Consider the following 17747-nt stretch of genomic DNA (forward strand, 5'->3'; position numbering starts at 1 on the left):
GAGGCGATGGCGAGAAGTCGGAGGGAGGCGTCGGCCCTAGGGCCGACCAGAGCTTACTTTAGCGCAAGCCGGCCGGGGCTGAAAGCCTTACTTGAGTTCGACCTTGCCGCTGACCTGCAGTTGCAGCTGGGTTTGCCCCGGCTGCAGATCAGGTTGGCTGACATTGGCCTCGCCGGATGCCATCGCGGATTTCATCATCATCACCGGAGGCCGGAAGCCATGGTTCTGCTGGCCGATGTCAAGCTGCTGGATGCTGACGGCGTTCTTGCCCAGCGCGCGCGCGGCCACTTCCGCCTGGTTTTTCAGGCTGGCGATGGCTTCGGGGATCATGCCCTGTTCGGCGTTGCGGCGGGCCTCGTCGGAGACGCCGAACTGCACGCCCTCCAGCAGCATTGTCTGTTGCAATTTGGCGATCAGCTCTGCGGCCTGGGTGAAGTCCTTGCTCTTGAGCTGGATTTCGGAGCGGCCCTGCCAGCCGGTGATCTTGCCGTTCTTGTCATAGCTGGGCCAGGTGCTGTAGCTGCCGCTTGACAGCTGCACATGGCCGTAGGCGCGGCCCTGGGCCAGGCCGTTGGCGGTGGCCTTGTTCAGCCTGTCGGCCAGCACCGCGGCCTGGCTGTTGCTTTGTTGCACATACAGGGTGGCGCTGATCTGGTCGTTGGCGATGTCGCGCTGGGCGCTGGCCGACAAGTTGAGCTGGATACCTTCTGCGGCGGCCAGCGGCGCGGCGGTGGTCAGCAGGCAGCACAAAAGCATGGGCTTCAGGCGGGATTTTTTCATTTTGGCTCCTTGGCGAAGTGTGGCTGGAAGTAGACTCCGCTTCGATCCGCTTGGCAAGGGCTGGTTCCGCGCCGGCAGTGTGAAAATGGCCGAGCGGAAATGCCGAACGGCCGATAAAGGGCCGTTCGGACAGGGTGTGGCGCGGCTGCCTCAGTCTATGTATTCGTAGCCTGGCAGGGTGAGGAACTCGACGAAGTCGTCGGAGGTGGTCAAAAGGTCGAACATCTTCGCCGCGTCTTCATACTGCTTGCTCCAGCGGGCGCCGTATTCGCCCTTCAGCTTGGCCACCTCGCGGGCCTGCAGCTCGCGGAACAGCTCCAGCGTCACCTTGCGGCCATCGTCCAGCACGCCCTTGGGGCTGCGCAGCCATTGCCAGATCTGCGAGCGCGAGATTTCGGCGGTGGCGGCGTCTTCCATCAGATTGTGGATAGGCACGCAGCCGTTGCCCGATATCCACGATCCCAGGTACTGGATGCCGACGTTGATGTTCATCGCCAGGCCGGCCTCGGTGATCGGCGTTTCCGGCTGGAAGTTGAGCAGGTCGGCCGCGCTGACGCTGACGTCCGGACGCTGCTTGCAGATCTGGTTGGGTTCCTTGCCCAGCACGCTGGTGAAGGCCTCGTTGGCGATGGGCACCAGGCCCGGGTGGGCCACCCAGCCGCCGTCGTAGCCGTCGGTGGCGTCGCGGTCCTTGTCGGCCTTGACGCCGGCCAGCGCCTTCTCATTGGCGGCGGCGTCGTTCTTGATCGGGATCAGCGCCGCCATGCCGCCTATCGCCGGCGCGTTGCGCTGGTGGCAGGTCTTCAGCAGCAATAGCGCGTAGGAACGCATGAAGGGCACCGTCATGGTGATCTGGGCGCGGTTGGCCAGGCAGAAGTCGCGGTTCTGCCGGAATTTCTTGATGCAGCTGAAGATGTAGTCCCAGCGGCCGGCGTTGAGGCCGGCGGAGTGCTCGCGCAGTTCGTACAGGATTTCGTCCATCTCGAAAGCTGCGAGGATGGTCTCGATCAGCACGGTGGCCTTGATGCTGCCTTGCGGGATGGCCAACTGGTCCTGGGCGAACACGAACACCTCGTTCCACAGCCGCGCCTCCAGATGGCTTTCCATCTTGGGCAGGTAGTAATAGGTGGCGCTGCCCTGCTCGCGCAGGAATTCGATGTTGTGGAAGAAGGACAGGCCGAAGTCGAACAGCGCGCCGGAAACGATTTCGCCGTCCACCTTGACGTGCTTTTCCATCAGGTGCCAGCCGCGCGGACGCAGCAGCAGGGTGGCGACGCTGTCGTTAAGCCGGTACGGCTTGCCTTCCGGGCTGAGGTAGGAAATGGTTTTGCGGTAGGCGTCGCGGACGTTGATCTGACCGGCGATCTGATTGTCCCAGCTGGGGCAGTTGGAGTCCTCAAAGTCGGCCATGAAGCTCTTGGCGCCGGAGTTGAGCGCGTTGATCATCATCTTGCGCTCCACCGGGCCGGTGATTTCGACGCGGCGGTCCAGCAGGTCGGCCGGCAGCGGGGCGATTTTCCAGTCGCCGGCGCGCACGGCGGCGGTTTCCGGCAGAAAGTCCGGCAGCTTGCCGGCGTCGAGCTCGGCCTGGCGCGCCGCGCGCGCGGCCAGCAGCCCGCGGCGGGTCTGCTCGAAGCGGCGGTGCAGTTTGGCGACGAATTCCAGCGCCTGCGGGGTGAGGATTTCGCTGTAGGCCGGGGTGATGGGGGCGAGGACTTCCACGCCCTGCGGAAGGGTGACTGCCATGCGCGTGCTCCTGAGTGGAAAGATGGAATGACCATGTGCTGCAATGCAATGTTTGACAGTCTATTCGCCAGCCTAGTAAAAAGAAATGACATTAAACGCATAACATTTTTTACTTTAAGGTAAGTAATGGGCGAGCTGAAACAGCTGGAGACCTTTGTCGCGGTGGTGGCGCTGGGCAGCTTGTCCGCCGCCGCCAGGCAGCAGGGCGTGGTGCCGGCCATGGTGGGGCGGCGGCTGGACGCGCTGGAGGGGAGGCTGGGCGTGCGCCTGTTGGCGCGCACCACTCGCCGGGTGACGCTGACCCAGGAAGGCGAAACCTTCTATGAGGATTGCCAGCGCATCCTGGCCGATTTGTCAGAGGCTGAGGCGGCGGTGGCGTCCGGCAGCGGCAAGGCGCGCGGCCACCTGCGGCTATCGGCGCCGGCCGGCTTCGGCCGCCGCCACGTGGCGCCGCATGTCGCCGCCTTTCAGCGCCTGCATCCAGAGGTGAAGGTGACGCTGGACCTGTCCGACCGGCTGGTGGACCTGTCGCGCGACCGCATCGATTGCGCGATCCGCATTTCCGATCTGGCCGACTCCGCGCTGGTGGCGATGCGGCTGGCGGAAAACCGCCGCGTGGTGGTGGCGGCCCCGGCCTATCTGGCCTCGCGCGGCGTGCCGCGCGCGCTGGAGGATCTGGCCCGGCACAACTGCCTGTCGCTGGGTGAAAGCCAGAGCCGCGGCTGGAGTTTTGTCCGCGATGGCCAGGCAGTAAACCTGAAAGTGTCTGGCAGCCTGGAGTGCAACGACGGCGCGGTGCTGCACGACTGGGCGCTGCAGGGACTGGGTCTGGCCTGGCGTTCCTTGTGGGAGGTGAAGGACGACTTGTCCGAAGGCCGGCTGGCGACGGTGCTGGACGACTTTTCGTCGCCGGACTACCCGGTGTACGCGGTGGTGCCGCAACGGCGGCTGCTGCCGGCGCGGGTGCGCCACTTCGTCGAGCACCTGCGTGCCGCCTACGCCGCGCCGGGTTATTGGGATTGAGTCCGCCGCCGCCTCTTGCTAAGGTACGGGGCTGCCAGGGGCCGGGCGAATGAAAACAATGAACAAATACCATCAGATCTATTCCGACATCGTCGCAGACATCGACAACCAGCGCTTCGTCCAGGATGACAAGATTCCGTCCGAGTCCGAGCTGATGCTCAGCTACGAGGCCAGCCGCGGCACCGTGCGCAAGGCGGTGGACATGCTGCAGGAGCGCGGCTATGTGCAGAAGATACACGGCAAGGGCGTGTTCGTGCTCAAGCCGGGCAATATCGAATTCCAGCTCAGCGGCATCGTCAGCTTCCAGGAGATGAACGAGCGCATGGGGCGCAAAGTGGAATCGCAAGTGGTGGAACTGGCGGAAGTGGCGGCCGACGCCGCGCTGAGCAAGGCCATGCGGCTGGCCGAAGGCGCACCGCTGGTCAAGATCAAGCGGGTGCGCAACATCGACGGCGAAAACGTGATTCTGGACATCAACTATTTTGTCGCCGAGCTGATTCCCGGTCTGACCGGAGACATCGCCGCTGGCTCCATCTACCACTATATCGAGCAGGATCTGGGGCTGACCATCAGCTACGCGCAGCGCATCATCGAGGCCCAGCCCTGCAACGACGACGACCGCCGCTATCTGGACCTGAACGGCATGGACCACGTGATCGTGGTCAAAAACCTGACCCACCTCTACGACGGCCGGCTGTTCGAATACACAGAGTCGCGCCATAGGCTGGACAAGTTCTACTTCACCGATATCGCGCGGCGGTGAGGGCGGGCCTTTCCTTGCGACCGCATTCTCCTTTCGGCTTTTATCGATATTGAGTCCGCCGCGCGGACGATGATTTTGCTGGCGGTTCCGCCCGCCGGACGGGTAAGGGAACTGGCGGGACAGTTCCCTTGCAACCCTAGACGGCCCCCGTGGCCCGAGAAACTCCGACAAAACAGCCGAAGGGGGATGGGCGGCTGACGGCCAACGATTCGAATGTGGGAGTATTGCGCCCTTGTCTACCCTTTCTACTCGCCTAACGGCCCGGCGCAGAGCCATCTGCCCGGGCTGCTCCTTTTTGTACTGTTGCGAAATACCGGCAGTCGACTTGATATTTGGCTAACTCGTATGTACGAGTATTGACCAACTGGTATGTACGAGTTAATTTCCCGACAGTTGCCACCAAAACAGCCGCCGCACCCAGGCGGGTTTGCGGCATGGTGTCGGCAAGGCCGGCCCGCGCCGCGCAGGAACAGGGAGAGACGATGAGCCACGACTATCGGCGGATTGCCGCGCAAATACTGGAAAACATCGGCGGGGCGGACAATATCCGCCAGGCCGCCCATTGCATCACCCGGCTGCGCATCTCGTTGAAGGACGAAAGCCTGGTGCGGCAGCAGGATTTGCGCCAGGTGGCGCTGGTGAAGGGGCAGTTCAGCAACGCCGGGGTGTTCCAGATCGTCATCGGCTCCGGCGACGTCGACCGCGTCTACGCCGAGCTGGTGAGCCAGGCCGGCATCGCCCGCGCCACCATCGCCGACGTCAAGGCCAGCGGCGATCAGCGGCAGAACCGGCTGCAGCAGCTGGTGAAGGTGTTTTCCGACGTGTTCATGCCGATACTGCCGGCCATCATCGTCGCGGGCCTGCTGATGGGGGTGAACAATCTGCTGGGCGCCAAGGGCATGTTCCTGGCGAACCAGAGCCTGCTGGACGCCTATCCGGGCCTGTCCGGGCTGTGGGGGCTGATCAATATGATGGCCAACACTTCCTTCGTGTTCCTGCCGGCGCTGGTGGGCTGGTCGGCCGCCAAGCGCTTCGGCGGCAGCGAAATCCTGGGCATCGTGCTGGGGCTGCTGCTGGTGCATCCGGATTTGCTCAACGCTTGGAACTACGGCAAGGCGGCGGCCGGGCTGGACGGCGCCGCGCTGCCTTACTTCGACATCTTCGGCTTGAAGATAGAGAAGGTGGGCTACCAGGGCCAGATCCTGCCCATCCTGGCCGCCACCTGGGTGATGTGCCGGGTGGAGCAATGGCTGCGGCCGCGGGTGCCCAACGCGGCGCAACTCTTGATGGTGCCCATCGCCACCATCGTGGTCAGCGGCGTGCTGGCGCTGGCGGTGATAGGCCCGCTGGCGCGCCACCTGGGCATCGCCGTCACCGACGCGCTGGTGTATGTGTTCAATCTGGCGCCGTGGCTGGGCGCGCTGCTGTTCGGCGCGCTGTACGCGCCGCTGGTGCTGACCGGCATGCACCACATGTTCATCGCGGTGGACCTGCAACTGATCGCCAACCAGGGCGGCACCTTCATCTGGCCGATGATAGCCTTGTCCAATATCGCCCAGGGCAGCGCGGCGCTGGCGATGTTCTGGCTGGCCAACAGCGCCAACGAGAAGAGCATGGCTTCCACCTCGGCCGTCTCTGCCTTCTTCGGCATCACCGAGCCGGCGATGTTCGGCGTCAATCTGCGCTACAAGCTGCCCTTCTACGCCGCGCTGGCCGGGTCGGCCTGCGCCGCGATGCTGATCACCGCCGGCCAGGTGAAGGCGTCCGCCATCGGCGTGGGAGGGTTGCCGGCCTTCATTTCCATCATTCCGCAGCATATCCCGCTGTTCCTGGCCGGCACTCTGGTGGCGCTGGTCGTCCCATTCGGCCTGACCTGGCTGCTGGCGCGCCGCCAGCTGGCCGCCGCCGGGCAGGAGGCGGCCCGTCATGCGTAAGGACATGAAGCAGGCGGTGGTGTACCAGATCTATCCCAAGAGCTTCAGCAGCCACCGCAATGGCCCCACCGGCGACCTCTTGGGCGTGGCGGACCGGCTGGACTACCTGGCCTGGCTGGGCGTGGACTATCTGTGGCTGACGCCGTTCTACCGCTCGCCGCAGCACGACAACGGCTACGACGTCAGCGACTACTACAGCATCGATCCGGCCTACGGCAGCATGGCGGACTTCGAGCTGCTGCTGGCCGAGGCGCGGCGGCTGGGCATGGGCATCATGCTGGACATCGTGGTCAACCACACGTCCACCGAGCATGAATGGTTCCGCCAGGCGCGGCAGGGGCGCGACAATCCCTACCGCGACTTCTACATCTGGCGCGACGCGCCCAACAACTGGCAATCCAAGTTCGGCGGCAGCGCCTGGGAGTACGATGCGCATAGCGGCCAGTACTATCTGCACCTGTTCGACAAGACCCAGGCCGACCTCAACTGGGACAACCCGCGCGTGCGCCAGGCGGTGTTCGAAATGATGCGTTTCTGGCGCGACAAGGGCGTGGCCGGCTTCCGGCTGGACGTGATCAACCTGATTTCCAAGGACCCGGCCTTTTCCGAGGACGACAGCGACGGCCGCCACTTCTATACCGACGGCCCGCGCGTGCACGAATACCTGCAGGAAATGCACCGCGAAGTGTTTGCCGGGCATGAGCTGTTGACGGTGGGGGAGATGTCGTCCACCTCGCTGGCGCATTGCGTCGATTACTCGCGGCCGGACCGGCGCGAGCTGGCGATGACCTTCAACTTCCACCATCTGAAAGCGGACTACCCGGACGGCCGGAAGTGGCGGCTGGGCGAGCTGGACTTCATCGCCTTCAAGCGCATCCTGTCCGACTGGCAGCAGGGCATGCACGCGGGCGGCGGCTGGAACGCGCTGTTCTGGTGCAACCACGACCAGCCGCGCGCGCTGTCCCGTTTCGGCGACGATGGCCGCTGGCGCACTGAGTCCGCCAAGATGCTGGCCACCGCGCTGCATGGACTGCAGGGCACGCCCTATATCTACCAGGGCGAGGAGATAGGCATGGCCAATCCCGGCTTCGCCGACATCGGCCAATTGCGCGACGTGGAAAGCCTGAACGCCTATCGCCAGCTGCTGGCGGAGGGCTATGCCGACGCCGAGGCGATGGAAGTGATACGCCGGCGCTCGCGCGACAACGCCCGCACGCCCATGCAGTGGGACGACAGCGCCAACGCCGGCTTCAGCGCGGCCGAGCCGTGGATAGGCGTGGCGCCGGACGCGGGCATGGTCAATGTGGCCGCCGCCATCGGCGACAGGGATTCGGTGCTGCACCACTACCGCGCGCTGATTGCGCTGCGCAAACAGTACCCGGCATTCGCCGACGGCGACTACCGCTGCCTGACGCCGGAGCATCCCAGCCTGTGGGTGTACGCCCGCGCCGCCCGCGACGAGATGCTGATCGTGGTCAGCCACTTCGGCGACGACAGCGTGCGCTACCGCCTGCAGGAGGGAACGGTTCCGTCCGGCTGGCGGCTTGAGCTGTTGCTGTCCAACTATCCGCCGTCCAGTGACGGCCAGTTGCGGCCCTGGCATTCCTTGCTGTACCGCGCGGCGCCGCCGGCCCGCTGACTCCATCCTTGAGCCCGACCCGCCATGCCAGCCCGAGCGCCGGCAGGGCGGAGCCTTGCCCGCGCCCAGGCAAGGCAAGACAACACCAAGAACCAGGAGACGAAGATGAGGACGAAACGATGGATCCGGCTGGCTTGCGCGTTGCGCTCGGCATTGGCCTTGCCGGCATGGGCGGACGACGCGCCGGCGCCTGGCGCCGAGCCATTGAGCGCGGCGATGGCCAAGGCCTTGCAGGATATGGGATGGCAGTTTGATGGCTACCTGCGCAGCGGCTTCTATTCCAGCTCCGATGGCCAGCCCAAGGGCCAGTACCAGCTGGGCGGCGACCTGCAGCATTTCCGCCTGGGCAACGAGGGCGACACTTATATTGAGTTCGGCGTAGGCAGGAAATGGACGCTAAGCAATGGCGTGAGCTGGGGCGCCTACGTGATGCCCACCATCTACAACGGCAAGGCCGGCGCCTCGCAGATCTACGGCTACATCAGCGCTCTGGAGTTCGCGCCCAGCCTGACGCTATGGGCCGGCCAGCGCTACCACCGCATTCAGGACATCCATATCCTGGACAATTGGCTGATGCAGGACGGCGACAACTACGGCGCCGGCGTGGACGGCGTCGCCGTCGGCAAGGCGAAGCTCAATCTGGCGGTGTACTCGTCGGGCAGCTACGCCAACAACAACGCCGTGCCCAACAACGCGCGCCGCGCAAACTTCCAGCTGACCGGCATAGCGACCAATCCCGGCGGCAAGCTGACGCTGACCGGCGCCGCGGTGAGCGGCGACTTCGCCATCGGCAAGCCTGGGGCGGCGCTGGGCTTGTTGCACAACCAGAAAGATTTTCTGGCCCAGGGCGTCAACCATTCCTTGTTCCTGCAAACGTCCAGCGGCCACGCCTCGCTGTCCGGCGAGTTCTACAATCTGGACAGCGAGGGCGCGGCGCAGGCCGGCGCGCGGCAAAACCGCATCGCCGAGGCGCTGGACTGGCAGCGCGGCCGCTTCGGAGGCCAGGCGGTGCTGGGCTGGCAGACCACGGCGCCGGACAACGCGGCCCGCTACCGCGACGCGACATTCGGCGGGCGCTTGTCCTACGGCCTGGCCGCCAACGTCAAGCTGCTGACCGAAGTGGGCCTGACCAGCCGCGACATCGACAATCAGCCGCTGCAGCGCTTGAACAAGGCCACGCTGGCGCTGGCCTTCTCGCCGAATGCCGATTTCTGGTCGCGGCCGGAGCTTCGCCTGTACGCCAGCCGCTACGACTGGAACAGCGCCGCCGCCCAAGCCAATCTCACCACCTTCGCGGTGGGCGGCAAGACCCGCGCCAACACTTTCGGCGTGCAGATCGAGGCCTGGTGGTAGGCTGCGCCGCCCGCTGGATGTTCTCCGGGGCGGCACTTTGGCGCCGGTGGCTGGTCTGTAATGGATGGGCTGTTTACCGGAGTCGGCAATGAGAAAGCACTTATTGGTTTGCGGGGCGGTGCTGCTGGGGCTGAGCGGCGGGATGCGGGCTGAACCCGTCGTGGCGGCGCCGACGTTGTTCGGCGTCAAGCTGGAGTGCCTGCCGGCGGCGGACGCCGCCGACAGTTGGCATGACTGGCTGGCGACGCGCTTGTCCTTGCGCGGGCTGGAGGAGGGCGCGGCGCCGGCTTGGCGGCTATGTTTCACTGAGGAGACGGATCAGCAATGGGTGGCGCAGCCGATGGACTGGCGCTACGACGGCTATTGGGGACAGCCGCCGTACCGGCTGGAAAGCTGGCCGGCGCTGGCCTTGACGGTGAAGACGGCTGATGGCGCGGTGTTCTGGCAGGGGCGGGAGCGGCTGGGGGAGGGCGACAACCGGCGGCAACGGCTGGAGCAGGCGGCGCGCCGCTTGCTGGACAGGATGCCACTTCCGTAAGAAGTCTTGGTTATGACTAATGATTTTTAGGTTGTAAGCCATTGCGGATTTCCCGTATTGTCGCCATGGCGTCCTGCTGTACTATCGGAAACCTTCGCTGACATGACCTGCAAACGACGGGGCAGCGGCGGAGGGACAAATCAGATCACAACAGCCGAATCCGTGCATGAGGCGCCCGCCTGGACAGCGGGCGTCTCGTCGTTTCCGCCCTATGCAGCCACGCGTTGCCGCGAGCGGGCCGGTATCGGCGACATACGGGATAGTAGACAATGAGTTTGATGCGCAAGAAGAGCGTCCAGGGCATGCTGGAAACCGCTCAGACTTCGCGCGGGCTGCGAAAAGAGCTCTCCGCGTTTGACCTTACCATGTTGGGCATCGGCGCCATCATCGGCACCGGCATCTTCGTGCTCACCGGCACCGGCGCGACCATCGCCGGCCCCGGCCTGGTGCTGTCGTTTGTGATCAGCGCCTTCGCCTGCGGCTTCGCCGCCATGTGCTACGCCGAATTCGCCTCGATGCTGCCGATTTCCGGCTCCACCTACACCTATGCCTACGCCACGCTGGGCGAGCTGATCGCCTGGATCATAGGCTGGGACCTGCTGCTGGAATACCTGCTGGCCTCTTCGGCGGTGTCGGTCGGCTGGTCCGGCTACTTCCAAAGCCTGTTGTCCGGCTTCGGCGTCAAGCTGCCGCAGGCGCTGACCGCCGCCGCCGGCTCGGTGCCGGGCAAGGATACCCTGTTCAACCTGCCAGCCTTCTGCATCGCGATGATCATCACCGCGCTGTTGGCCTTCGGCATCAAGGAATCCAAGCGCGTCAACAATATCGTGGTGCTGATCAAGGTGGCGGTGGTGCTGCTGTTCATCGCCATCGGCGTGTGGCACGTCAAGCCGGTCAACTGGCAGCCGGCGCTGCCGTTCGGCTTCTCCGGCGTGTTCCACGGCGCCGCCATCGTGTTCTTCAGCTTCATCGGCTTCGACGCCGTCACCTGCGCGGCGGAAGAAGTGAAGAACCCGGCCAAGGACATCCCGCGCGGGGTGATCTGGTCGCTGGCGGTATGTTCCATCCTGTACGTGGTGGTGGCCGCCATCATGACCGGCATCGTGCCCTATATGCAGTTCGCCGGGGTCGACCATCCAGTATCGCTTGCGCTGCAGGTCGCCAAGCTGGACTGGTTCGCCGGCTTCGTCGACCTGGGCGCCATCCTGGGCATGATGACGGTGATCCTGGTGATGACCTATGGCCAGACCCGCATCCTGCTGGCGATGTCGCGCGACGGCCTGCTGCCCAAGATCTTCTCCGAGGTAAATCCCAAGTATGGCACGCCGTACAAGGCTACCTGGCTGATCGGCTCCATCATCGCGCTGTTGGCCGGTTTCGTGCCGCTGCACACGCTGGCTGAGCTGGTCAACATCGGGACGCTGGCCGCCTTCTCGCTGATCGCGCTGTCGGTGATCGTGCTGAGGAAACGCGAACCGAACCTGCCGCGCAAGTTCGTCTGCCCGGCGGTGCCGACCATCCCGGCGCTGGCGATCTTGTGCTGCGGGTTTCTGATGACCCAGCTGTCGCTGCTCACCTGGACCTGCTTCGCCGCCTGGCTGGTGATCGGTCTGGTGGTGTACTTCGGCTACTCGCGGCGCAATTCGCTGCTGCATAATCCGGCGTGATCTCTTTCTCCGGCCATCGGCCGGCAGATGTGAAAAAGGCGAGACCGATGGCGGTTTCGCTTTTTTCATCTGCAGCGCGGGGGCGGCGCGGTTCAGGCCTTGGCCAGCGAGCGCGCCCAGCGCAGCAGGCCGACGGCGTAGGAGACGTAGTAGCCGGCCAAGGTGGCGAAGATCAGCAAGGTGACCGGGTGGGCGATGAAGCCCGAGGGCGGCGAGGAGAGCGAGCCGCCGGACAGGTAGAGCCCGGCCAGGCGGTAGACGATGCGGCCGATGAACAGCAGCGACAGCGCAATGCCCAGGTGTGCGCTGGGCGTGTAAAAGCGGCCTTGCTCCGAGGCCTCGAACTTCGTCAACCGTATTCCGTAGCGGCCCAACCGCGTGCCGATGACCGCGCCTGCCAGCAGCATCAGCAATTTTTCCGGCTGTCCCAGCGATGCCTGCGCCAGATAAACGAGCAAGATGGGAAAGACGGCCACGGTCAGCCACGGACGGACGGGCGACAGCCGTTGCCGCCCCACCATGCGGCGTATGCGCGAGTACAGTCGCCAGACAACCAGCGCGGCGATGCCCAGCGAGGGGAGCAGGGACGGATGGATGGCGAGAGTTGTCATATTGTGGCGAGCGTGTCCGGTGGTTTCAATTTGGCGGCAGCCTGGGCTGCGCGCCGGATGCGATGGCGGCCGTCCCGTCGCGATGAGGCGCGCTGTGCCGGATGGAAGCCGGCCGTGTCTGCGCAGGGGGCGTTGTCGGAAGTTTATACTCCCATATGTCATGACAGGCGGCAGGCTTGCCATAACCCGGAGCCGGGACGGCGGGTGCTATTGGCGGGACTGGTTGTCGGCTATCCGACTGGACGCTGTGGCGAATATGGCTGCGCGCAGGGGGCGGGAAAAAGCAAAAATGCCGCCCGCTGGGACGCGGACGGCGTTTGCTTGCGCCAGGGGCGGACGGCGCGGCTTAGTCGGTGCGCAGCGCGATGAACAGCACCGATTCGCCGCGCTTCACCAGCAGCGCGGCATGGCCGCCGGCGCCGGACAGCGCTTTTTCGAAGGCGTTGATGCTGGTGATGTCGCTCTGGTTGAGGCCCATGATGATGTCGCCGGGCTGCAGGCCGGAGCGGGCCGCCGGACCCTGCGCCTTCTGGATCAGCAGGCCGCCGTGTATGCCCAGGTCGGCGCGCTGCTCCGGCGTCAGCTCGGACAGCGTCAGGCCCAGCTTGCCGAACTGGTAGCCTTGCGGCACGGTGTCGTTGGCGGGCTTGGTCGGGTTGCCGGCATCCGGGGCCTGTTCCACCAGCGTGGCTTCCAGCGTCTTTTCAAAACCCTTGCGCCAGACCAGCAGCTTGATCTTGGTGCCCGGTCCCAGCGCGCCCACCAGCATCGGCAGGTCCTTGGAGCTGTCTATCGCCTGGGTGTTGAGCTTGAGGATGATGTCGCCGGGCTGCAGGCCGGCCTTGGCCGCCGGACCTTTCGGATCTACCCGCACCACCAGCGCGCCGGCCGGGCGCGGCAGGCCGAACGATTGCGCCAGCTCCTGCGTCACTTCCTGGATGTTGATGCCCAGCTGGCCGCGGCTGACCTTGCCCTTGGTCTTCAACTGGTCCACCACCTGCATTGCCAGGTCGATCGGGATGGCGAAGGAGATGCCCATGAAGCCGCCGGAACGGCTGTAAATCTGCGAGTTGATGCCGACCACTTCGCCCCGCAGATTGAACAGCGGGCCGCCGGAGTTGCCGGGGTTGATCGCCACATCGGTCTGGATGAAGGGCACCAGGGTTTCGTCCGGCAGGCTGCGGCCCTTGGCCGAGACGATGCCGGCGGTGACGGTGTTGTCGAAGCCGAACGGCGCGCCGATGGCGGCCACCCACTCGCCTACCTTCAGGTCGGCGGGGTTGCCTATCTTGGCCACCGGCAGGTCGGCGGCTTCCACCTTCAGCAGGGCCACGTCGCTACGCTTGTCCAGGCCCACCAGCTTGGCACGCAGTTCGCGTTTGTCGGTCAGCATCACGCGGATCTGGCCGCCGTCGGCCACCACGTGGGCGTTGGTCAGGACAAAGCCGTCGCTGCTGATGATGAAGCCGGAACCGTAGGAAATGCTTTCCTCCGGCGTCTGCTCCTGCTGCTGCGGCTGGTTGGGCATGAAGCGGCGGAAGAAGTCGTACAGCGGGTCGTCTTCCGGCACCGGGAAGGGCATATTGCTGCTTTGCTGCGGCGCGGCGTTTTCGCGGGTGGTCTGGATATTGACCACCGCCGGGCCATCGCGGCTGACCAACTGGGTGAAGTCCGGCAGCAACATGGCCACGCGGCCATCCTGCTGGGCGGGTATGGCGACGGGGGCGGGCTGGCTGCTGCCTTTGACGAATTGCTCGATCCTGTCACAGCCGGACAGTAACGACGCTGCGAGCAGAGCGCCGGCCATGATTCGGAGATTCGTAGTCACAGGCAATCCTTTTAGTCTGACCATCTGGCATCAGATGGGGGCGTGGCGGAGTTTTTGCAATTCCGGCTTTGTCATCGGCGCTGCGGTTCCCGCTCCGCTTTTATCATAACGGTTTTGCCGGATATTCGCAGAGGTCGGCGATGATGCAGCGCTGGCATTCCGGCTTGCGAGCCTTGCAAACATAGCGGCCAAGCAGGATCAGCCAGTGGTGGGCATCCACCTTGAATTCGGACGGGACGAACTTTTCCAGTTTGTTCTCCACCTCGCGCACATCCTTGCCCGGCGCGATCCGGGTGCGGTTGGACACGCGGAAGATGTGGGTGTCCACGGCGATGGTGGGCTGGCCGAAGGCGGTGTTGAGCACCACGTTGGCGGTTTTGCGGCCCACCCCAGGCAGCGCCTCCAGCGCCTCGCGCGTTTGCGGCACTTCGCCGCCGTGCTTTTCCAGCAGCAGATGACAGGTGGCGATCACGTTCTTCGCCTTGGTGCGGTAGAGGCCTATGGTCTTGATGAAGTCGGACAGGCTTTCCTCGCCCAGCGCCAGCATCGCGGCGGGGGTGTTGGCCACCGGATACAGCCGGCGGGTGGCCTTGTTGACGCCGACGTCGGTGGCCTGGGCCGACAGCAGCACCGAAATCAGCAGTTCGAACGGCGAGCTGTACTCCAGTTCGGTGGCGGGGTGCGGATTGGCGTCGCGCAGGCGCTGGAAAATCTCTTTGCGTTTGGCGGCGTTCACTTCTTGTCCTTGTCTGCTTGATCCTGTTCGGCGCGCATGGCGGCGGCGCGCTCCATGGCGGCGCGTATCAGCGCCATCTTGTCGTTGGCGGCAAGCGCGGGCGGCGCGCTGGCGGCCTGCTGCTTGGCCCGCTCCATCGCGCGGCGTATCAGTTCATTCTTGTCCTCGGCTTCGGCCGCCGGCTGGGCGGCGGCGGGCTGGTGGCCGGGAGCTGTGGCGGCAGCCGGGGCGGCAACGGCGGCGCGCTCGGCCAGGCGACGGGCTTTGTCGGCTTGCTCTCGCGCCTGGCGCGTCTGGCGCCGCTGGTAGCGCATGCGCGCCTGGCCGGCGCGCGCCATCACGCGCTCGCGTTTGTCGTCGGCCGGGTCGGCCACCGGCGCCATGTCGATGCAGTCCACTGGACAGGGCGCCAGGCACAGTTCGCAGCCGGTGCATTCCGCCGCTATCACGGTGTGCATCTGCTTGGCGGCGCCGACGATGGCATCCACCGGACAGGCCTGGATGCACAGCGTACAGCCTATGCAGCTGTCTTCGCGGATATAGGCCAATGCGCGCGGCTTGGGCTGGGGCGCGTCCGGCGCAAACGGAATGGCCGGCTGCCGCAGCAACTCCGCTAGCGCCCGGATGCCATCTTCGCCGCCCGGCGGGCAGCGGTTGATGGGATCGCGGCCCTCCGCCAGCGCCTCGGCGTACGGACGACAGCCGGCGTGGCCGCACTGACCGCACTGGGTCTGGGGCAGGAGGGCGTCGATCCGTTCGACTAGGGTGATCACGGGCATGCTGGCGGATTCCATTTGAAAAACCGTTAATTATCGTCGCTAGCCGCTTTCCCTTCAACACCCGGTCTGCGGCGGGGCGCGGGAATGTCATGCGTGCGGCCTCAAGCGGCCGCCAGCAGCCGCGCCTCCAGCTTGTCCAGCAGGATGCGGCGCAACTGCTCCGCCGCCGCGGGCAGGGGCGTCTGCGCCCGCTGCAGCGCCAGCTCCAGCCGTGGCAGCGGCGGCAAGCCGCATTCGTTCGGAGCCAGCGCGCGCAGATCCGGCGGCAGCCCAAGCGTCGAGCGCACGCTGAGGCCCAGGCCGCCGCGCACTGCGGACCACAAGCCGGCCAGGCTGCTGCCGCTGACCGCGATTCGCCAGGGGAGGCCGGCCTGGTCCAGCGCGTCGAAGACCAGTCGCCGCACCAGGCAGGGCGCGTCGAACAGGATCAATGGCAGCGGCCGTCCATCCATTCTGGCGGGCGTCTCTTTTGTACCTATCCAGTGCAATTGCGCCTGACCCAGCCTGTCCTGATGCGGCCATGCCGTCCCATCGATCCATAGCAGGGCCAGATCCAGCTGGCCGTTTTGCAGCGCCTGCCCCAGGTCCAGGCTGCGGCCCACTCTCACCTCCACGTGCACGTCAGGGTAGGCGCGAGCGAAGCGGCCCAGCGTTTCCGGCAGCAGGTTCTCGCCGAAGTCTTCGGCCAGACCCAGCCGCACGCTGCCCGCCAGCGCGGTGCCGCGCACCGCCAGCACCGCCTCGTCGTTCAATTCCAGCAGCCTGCGGGCGTAGGACAGCAGGACCTCGCCGGCCGGCGTCAGCTGCAAGCCGCGGCCGCTCTTTTGCAGGATGGCCACGCCGGCTTGCTCTTCCAGCTTCTTCATCTGGGCGCTGACGGCCGAACTGGAGCGTCCCAGCTTGTCCGCCGCGCGGGCGAAGCTGCCCAGTTCCATGCCGCTGGCTAGGCTGGCCAGCACATCCAGATCCAGTAGGGTGCGCCGCATGATTATCGTCCTGATTTTTGGAATTATTAATGAAAATATATCTGATTTTCAGGATGGTTGCGCCGGATTACAGTGCAAGGGCAGATCCACTCTTCAGGAGCCCACGATGTTTTCCATCACCGAAGCCCTGCCCAGGCTGACGCCCAAGCTGGCGGAGTTATCGCAGCAGGCCTTGTTTGACGACGTCTGGCTGCGGCCCGGCCTCAGTCGGCGCGAGCGCAGCCAGATCGCCATTGAGCCGCGGCCTGGATAACGGCTTGACGCGGGACGAACCGGCGGAGACGCTGACTCATCTGGCTTTCTACGCCGGCTGGCCGGCCGCCGCCGCACTGTCGCCGCTCGACGCCGCCTTGCAAACCCTGGAACAGAACTGAGGAGAGCAATATGCCTTATGCCCGGATTTCCCTATTGAAAGGCAAGTCGCCGGAATATCTCCGCGCGCTGGCCGACGGCGTCCACCAGGCGATGGTGGAGTGCTTCGCGGTGCCGCAGGCCGATCGATTTCAGATCATCCATCAGCATGAGCCGGGTGAATTGATCTTCGACCGCGATTACGGCGGCGGCCCGCGCTCGGACGATTTCGCGCTGGTGGCCATCCAGACCGGCAGGCCGCGCACCGGCGAAGCCAAGGCCGCGCTGTTTGCGCGGATGGCGGCGATCCTGGCCGAGTCGCCCGGTCTGGCGCCGGCCGATCTGCTGGTGGTGGTGTCCGACGGCGAGATGGAGAACTGGTCGTTCAGCCATGGCCGTCAGGCCTCGACATTGAGCGCGCAGGAATTGCGGCCATGCTGACCATGCGCTACCAGATCCAGCTGCCGGCCGATTACGCCATGTCGGCCATAGAAAAGCGCATCGCTGAGCGCGGCCATCTTACCGACGGCCTGCCGGGGCTGGCGTTCAAGGCCTATCTGTATGGCGCCAAGGGCGATGAGGAAACCCGATCCGCCAGCAATAGCTATGCGCCGTTCTATTTATGGCGGCGGGCGGAAGGCATGCGCGACTTTCTCTCCGGGCCGGGTTTCGCCGGTTTGTGCGAGGCCTTTGGCCGGCCGGCGGTGGAGGGCGGCCTGGCCTGGTGCGGGGAGTGGCGAGAGGACGTGCCTGCAGCCCGCTTTGCCATGGTGGAGCGCCTGCCGCTGGACGCCGGGCTGGCGCTGGAGTCCGAACGGGCGATCCAGGCCGACTGGCGCCGCCGGCAACTGGCCGCGCCGGATGTGCTGGCGGCGGTGGCGGGGTTTGATCCGGCGGGCTGGGCGCTGACGCGGCTGCTGTTGCTGAGGGGGTTGCCGGCGGCTATGCCTTCATCTGGCGCCCTGCTTTACCGGGTGGGGCGCATTTCGCCGGGCGGGCGGGACTGAGCGAGG

The 17747-nt window shown here is 65.4% G+C and carries 18 protein-coding genes; 11 read left to right on the top strand and 7 right to left on the bottom strand.

Annotation, left to right across the window (positions count from 1 at the left end; translation table 11 throughout):
• Positions 1-87 precede the first annotated feature (87 nt).
• Together BI347_RS07190 and aceB are read right to left on the bottom strand one after the other, a co-directional pair.
• A complete protein-coding gene (locus tag BI347_RS07190; RefSeq protein WP_071114616.1) occupies positions 88-780 on the bottom strand; it encodes an SIMPL domain-containing protein in 693 nt (230 codons plus the stop codon).
• Positions 781-930: 150 nt separating this feature from the next.
• Positions 931-2526 (bottom strand): malate synthase A, encoded by a 1596-nt coding sequence (gene aceB, locus BI347_RS07195; RefSeq protein ID WP_071115591.1) that lies wholly within the window; start codon positions 2524-2526, stop codon positions 931-933.
• A gap of 126 nt (positions 2527-2652) precedes the next feature.
• On the opposite strand from aceB, the gene BI347_RS07200 reads away from it, so the two are divergent.
• The 7 genes from BI347_RS07200 to BI347_RS07230 all read left to right on the top strand — a co-directional run bounded on the left by BI347_RS07200 (position 2653) and on the right by BI347_RS07230 (position 11443).
• On the top strand, positions 2653-3549 hold the full coding sequence (locus BI347_RS07200) for a LysR family transcriptional regulator (RefSeq protein WP_071115592.1): 897 nt from the start codon (positions 2653-2655) through the stop codon (positions 3547-3549).
• 58 nt (positions 3550-3607) lie between these two features.
• On the top strand, positions 3608-4312 hold the full coding sequence (gene treR / locus BI347_RS07205) for a trehalose operon repressor (RefSeq protein ID WP_071115593.1): 705 nt from the start codon (positions 3608-3610) through the stop codon (positions 4310-4312).
• Positions 4313-4794: 482 nt separating this feature from the next.
• The gene (treP, locus tag BI347_RS07210) at positions 4795-6246 is read left to right on the top strand and encodes a PTS system trehalose-specific EIIBC component (protein ID WP_071115594.1); all 1452 of its coding nucleotides are present in this window, start codon (positions 4795-4797) and stop codon (positions 6244-6246) included.
• Positions 6239-7885, top strand: coding sequence for an alpha,alpha-phosphotrehalase (gene treC, locus BI347_RS07215; RefSeq protein WP_071115595.1), 1647 nt, complete (start codon positions 6239-6241; stop codon positions 7883-7885). The genes treP and treC overlap by 8 nt, the downstream gene beginning before the upstream one ends.
• 105 nt (positions 7886-7990) lie before the next feature.
• Positions 7991-9238: a carbohydrate porin gene (locus BI347_RS07220; protein ID WP_083338741.1), complete on the top strand. Its 1248-nt coding sequence runs from the start codon at positions 7991-7993 to the stop codon at positions 9236-9238.
• Between the two features lie 88 nt (positions 9239-9326).
• Complete coding sequence (locus BI347_RS07225; RefSeq protein ID WP_139167187.1) at positions 9327-9776, top strand: hypothetical protein; 450 nt, start codon at positions 9327-9329, stop codon at positions 9774-9776.
• A gap of 269 nt (positions 9777-10045) precedes the next feature.
• Positions 10046-11443 carry a branched-chain amino acid transporter BcaP gene (locus BI347_RS07230; protein ID WP_071114623.1) on the top strand — a complete coding sequence of 466 codons (1398 nt, stop codon included), beginning with the start codon at positions 10046-10048 and terminating at the stop codon, positions 11441-11443.
• A 92-nt stretch (positions 11444-11535) separates the two neighbouring features.
• Here BI347_RS07230 and BI347_RS07235 read toward each other — a convergent pair whose 3' ends face one another.
• The 5 genes from BI347_RS07235 to BI347_RS07255 form a co-directional block, all read right to left on the bottom strand.
• Positions 11536-12054, bottom strand: a complete 519-nt coding sequence (locus tag BI347_RS07235; protein WP_071115597.1) for a CcdC protein domain-containing protein — start codon at positions 12052-12054, stop codon at positions 11536-11538.
• Positions 12055-12400: 346 nt separating this feature from the next.
• Positions 12401-13861, bottom strand: a complete 1461-nt coding sequence (locus tag BI347_RS07240) for a DegQ family serine endoprotease (RefSeq protein ID WP_071114625.1) — start codon at positions 13859-13861, stop codon at positions 12401-12403.
• Between the two features lie 124 nt (positions 13862-13985).
• Positions 13986-14618 carry an endonuclease III gene (gene nth / locus BI347_RS07245; protein WP_071115598.1) on the bottom strand — a complete coding sequence of 211 codons (633 nt, stop codon included), beginning with the start codon at positions 14616-14618 and terminating at the stop codon, positions 13986-13988.
• Complete coding sequence (gene rsxB, locus BI347_RS07250) at positions 14615-15397, bottom strand: electron transport complex subunit RsxB (protein WP_071114662.1); 783 nt, start codon at positions 15395-15397, stop codon at positions 14615-14617. Before rsxB ends, nth begins: the two co-directional genes overlap by 4 nt.
• Before the next feature lie 101 nt (positions 15398-15498).
• On the bottom strand, positions 15499-16383 hold the full coding sequence (locus BI347_RS07255; RefSeq protein WP_071114627.1) for a LysR substrate-binding domain-containing protein: 885 nt from the start codon (positions 16381-16383) through the stop codon (positions 15499-15501).
• A 106-nt stretch (positions 16384-16489) separates the two neighbouring features.
• Here BI347_RS07255 and BI347_RS24545 point away from each other — a divergent pair, with 106 nt between their 5' ends.
• From BI347_RS24545 to BI347_RS07270, 4 genes are read left to right on the top strand one after another with little or no spacing between them, the layout of a single operon-like run.
• A complete protein-coding gene (locus tag BI347_RS24545) occupies positions 16490-16636 on the top strand; it encodes a carboxymuconolactone decarboxylase family protein (protein ID WP_239690840.1) in 147 nt (48 codons plus the stop codon).
• Between the two features lie 4 nt (positions 16637-16640).
• Complete coding sequence (locus tag BI347_RS24550; RefSeq protein ID WP_239690841.1) at positions 16641-16757, top strand: carboxymuconolactone decarboxylase family protein; 117 nt, start codon at positions 16641-16643, stop codon at positions 16755-16757.
• A gap of 10 nt (positions 16758-16767) precedes the next feature.
• Positions 16768-17175 carry a tautomerase family protein gene (locus BI347_RS07265; protein WP_071114628.1) on the top strand — a complete coding sequence of 136 codons (408 nt, stop codon included), beginning with the start codon at positions 16768-16770 and terminating at the stop codon, positions 17173-17175.
• Entirely contained in the window at positions 17169-17741 is a 573-nt protein-coding gene (locus BI347_RS07270) for a DUF4865 family protein (protein WP_071114629.1), read from the top strand. The genes BI347_RS07265 and BI347_RS07270 overlap by 7 nt, the downstream gene beginning before the upstream one ends.
• The last annotated feature ends 6 nt before the right edge of the window (positions 17742-17747 follow it).

This window comes from Chromobacterium sphagni, assembly GCF_001855575.1.
GTDB classification, from domain to species: domain Bacteria; phylum Pseudomonadota; class Gammaproteobacteria; order Burkholderiales; family Chromobacteriaceae; genus Chromobacterium; species Chromobacterium sphagni.